The organism is Chitinophaga sp., from assembly GCF_035564935.1.
Taxonomy (GTDB): Bacteria; Bacteroidota; Bacteroidia; order Chitinophagales; family Chitinophagaceae; genus Chitinophaga.
The window spans coordinates 1-3,543 of the sequence record NZ_DATMTE010000154.1 but is presented as its reverse complement, the minus strand read 5'-3'; the positions used below and the strand labels follow the sequence as shown (position 1 = coordinate 3,543).

Annotated in this window: 2 protein-coding genes; both read right to left on the bottom strand. The window is 49.4% G+C overall.

Translation table 11 applies throughout. The annotated features are described in order from the left end of the window. Positions 1-856: D-2-hydroxyacid dehydrogenase (locus VN105_RS04150; protein ID WP_325638221.1), on the bottom strand; the 856-nt coding region annotated here is incomplete at its 3' end. Positions 857-1,111: 255 nt separating this feature from the next. Then, positions 1,112-3,490: an alpha-ketoacid dehydrogenase subunit alpha/beta gene (locus VN105_RS04145; RefSeq protein WP_325638219.1), complete on the bottom strand. Its 2,379-nt coding sequence runs from the start codon at positions 3,488-3,490 to the stop codon at positions 1,112-1,114. Between the last annotated feature and the right edge of the window lie 53 nt (positions 3,491-3,543).

Below are 3,543 nucleotides of genomic sequence, written 5' to 3'. Positions count from 1 at the left end.
TATGAGGGGTGATAATGGTATTAGGCGCAGTGATCAAAGGATTCCCGGCTGGTGGCGGCTCTGTGGATAATACATCCAATGCAGCACCGGCAATAACTCCCTTCTCCAGGGCAGCTGCCAGATCCGCCTCCCGGATCAAGGGGCCGCGACTGGTATTTACCAGGAAAGCATTCTTTTTCATAGTAGCCAGCAGCTCCGCATTTACAAATTCTTTATTAGCAGGATTCAGCGGGCAATGCAGCGAAACAATATCCGCTTCGCGGAAACAGGTGGCCAGGTCTACAAAATCAACACCTGGCATGGCATCCCTTTCCGGATGTTTATGATTGGCAATTACCTTCATGCCAAATGCCAGTGCAATGCGGGCCACCGCCTGCCCTATCTGTCCCAGTCCCACAATTCCCAGCGTACTGCCGGCCAGCTCTGTGAGCGGTGTTTTCCAGTAACTGAAGTCAATACTGCTGCTCCACTCCCCTGCCCGTACGCTCTCTGCATGCAAACCGGTGTGATGGCACAATTCAAGGATCAGCGCAAAAGTTAGCTGTGCAACAGATGTGGTACTGTAGGCAGGCACATTTGATACCGGGATATGCCGGTTCCTCGCTTCCTGTATATCCACTATGTTAAAGCCTGTAGCGGTTACACCAATATATTCCAGCTGTTGCAGCTGCCGGATGGTTTCCCCGCTTACAACGGCTTTATTGGTTAGTATAATATGCGCATCCTTTGACCTTGCCGCTACTTCGTGCTCAGGTGTACGGTCGTAGAATGTTACGTTGCCTAATGCCTGCAGTGCGCTCCAGTCGAGATCCCCGGGGTTCAGGGTATGTCCGTCCAGTACTACGATGTTTTTCATGTGCTTCGTTTTATAAAACAAGATACGTTATAGATGAAATAATCATTAACTCCGGTCGCATCTCTTCCTGCATCGAAAAAATCAGGTGACCTTTGCTGCGCCATAATAGCACGATATACCTCTAAGCCTGCAAACTGCTTAATTTAAGAAGCCACCATCCAGCAGATAAAACGCTGTTATGGTGGCTTCGCCTATTAAAGGAAAAGCCGGCACCTGTTGAGGATACCGGCCTTTGTATGATTTAAAAGTGTGCAACTATTCCTGCATCATCTCCATAATTACTTTTACTACATCCTCTGTATTGGGCTTGGAGAAATAGTCTCCGTCGGAGCCGTATGCCGGCCGGTGCGCCTGTGCGCTCATGGTGCGTGGAGCAACGTCCAGCCAGCGGTAGCCGCCCTGTTTTTCAATTACTTCCTGGAACATATATGCAGTTCCGCCACCAGGCACGTCTTCATCTATAAAAAGGATGCGGTTCGTTTTCTGCAGCGATTTCACAACACTGTGGTGAATATCGAAAGGCAGCAAGGTTTGCACATCAATGAGTTCGCAGGAGACACCTGTTTCCGCCAGTGTTACCATGGCTTCCTCTACGATGCGGGTCATGGAACCATAGGTAACAATAGTTACATCTGTTCCTTCATGCAGTATTTCCGGGATGCCCAACGGCACGGTATAAGTTCCCAGGTTAGCCGGTAATTTTTCCTTCAGACGGTAACCGTTCAGTGATTCTATTACCAGCGCAGGTTCGTTGGCCTGTAACAATGTGTTATACATACCGGCAGCCTGTACCATGTTACGAGGTACGCATACATGCATACCACGCAGGGAGTTGATGATCATGCCCATGGGGGAGCCGCTGTGCCAGATGCCTTCCAGGCGATGGCCGCGGGTGCGTACTATCAGCGGGCAGTGCATAATCCCTTTGGTGCGGTATTGCAGGGAAGCCACATCATCGCTGAGTGGTTGCAGGCCGTACAGGAGGTAATCCAGGTATTGAATTTCAGCAATGGGACGCAGGCCGCGCAATGCCAGCCCTATGCCTTGTCCCATGATGGTTAGTTCACGTATACCGGTATCGGCTATACGTGTTTTTCCATGCTTTTGCTGTAATCCTGCAAAGCCCTGGTTCACATCACCAATTTTTCCCACGTCTTCGCCGAAGGCAAATACGCGGTCGTTGTTGGTGAACAGCTGATCAAAATATTTATTCAGTATTTCGTATCCGTTTACAGTGATGCTGTTTGCTTCATATGCAGGCGGTACTACCGGTACATTCAGGGCAGAGTTAACGCCGGTGGCATGTAACAGCGTATTGTACACTTTTTTTTCTTCTGCCAGGTAAGCATCATAATATTGCTGTAAAGCCTGTACAGCCGCTTCTGATTTCAGGTGCCTGTTTTTCAGCAGGATCATAGCGCTGGCCTTCAGGATATCGCGGCGAAGCGGCTCGCGGTTATTCCGGAGATCGCGGATATACGTGTTCACTATACCGGCATCAGCGCCGGCAATATCAGCTACCGGTGCTGCCAGTGCTGCAAACAACTGCACCTGTTCTTTGATGGGTGTAATATATTTTTCCCAGGCTGCTTTGCGGGCCGCCTGCGCTTTTACTTTAGCTTCCGCTTCAACGGCCAGCAGGGTTTCTTCATCACACAAAGCGTTTTCGATGATCCAGGAACGCATCTTCACATTACAATCAAACTCCCGTTCCCAGGCAAGACGTTCCTTGCTTTTGTACCGTTCGTGCGAACCACTGGTGGAGTGGCCCTGTGGTTGTGTGATCTCTTCCACATGAAACAGTGCAGGGATGTGCGTTTCACGGATCTTGCGGATAGCCGCCTCAAACACTTCACACATGCCGGCATAATCCCAGCCCTTTACATTATAAATATCAAACCCATTGGATTCTTCCGTTTTCCGGAAGCCTTCCAGCGCTGCGCTGATAGATCCTTTGGTGGTCTGGTATTTACGGGGTACGGAAATACCGTAGCCATCATCCCAAACGAAAACGGCGAGTGGCACCTGCAAAACACCGGCGGCATTCATAGTTTCCCAGAAATGGCCTTCCGACGTAGAGGCGTCACCGATAGTAGCGAAACAAATTTCGTTACCGTTGTTGGAAAGATCTTTATATGGATGCAGGGCTTCTACTTCACGGAACATTTTAGAGGCAAAAGCGAGGCCCAGTGCGCGGGGCATTTGCGCTGCCGTTGGGGCTATATCAGCTGCAGAGTTTTTCATTTGCGCCAGCGGAAGCCAGTTGCCGTCCTGATCAAGATTAGGAGTAGCATAGTGGGAGTTCATCTGTCGCCCACCTGAAAAAGGATCATTTTTCAGATCGGGATCTGCATATAACTGCGAAAAGAATTGTTCGGGAGTGGCAATACCAGTGGCAAATGCAACAGTTTGGTCGCGGTAATAACCGGAACGGAAATCTCCTGGCTGAAAGTATTTTGACATCGCTATCTGCGCCACTTCTTTTCCGTCTCCAAAAATGCCAAACTTCGCCTTACCTGTAAGCACTTCCTTACGGGCCAGCAGACTTACTTCCCTGCTTTCGCAGGCCAACCTGTAATCATTAAGCACTTCCTTGCGGAACTCTTCGAATGATAACCGGCTTTCTAAATTCATAGCTAGTTCGTTATTTTCTATCATGCCTCATGGTTAAAGTACAAAAGTAAGGT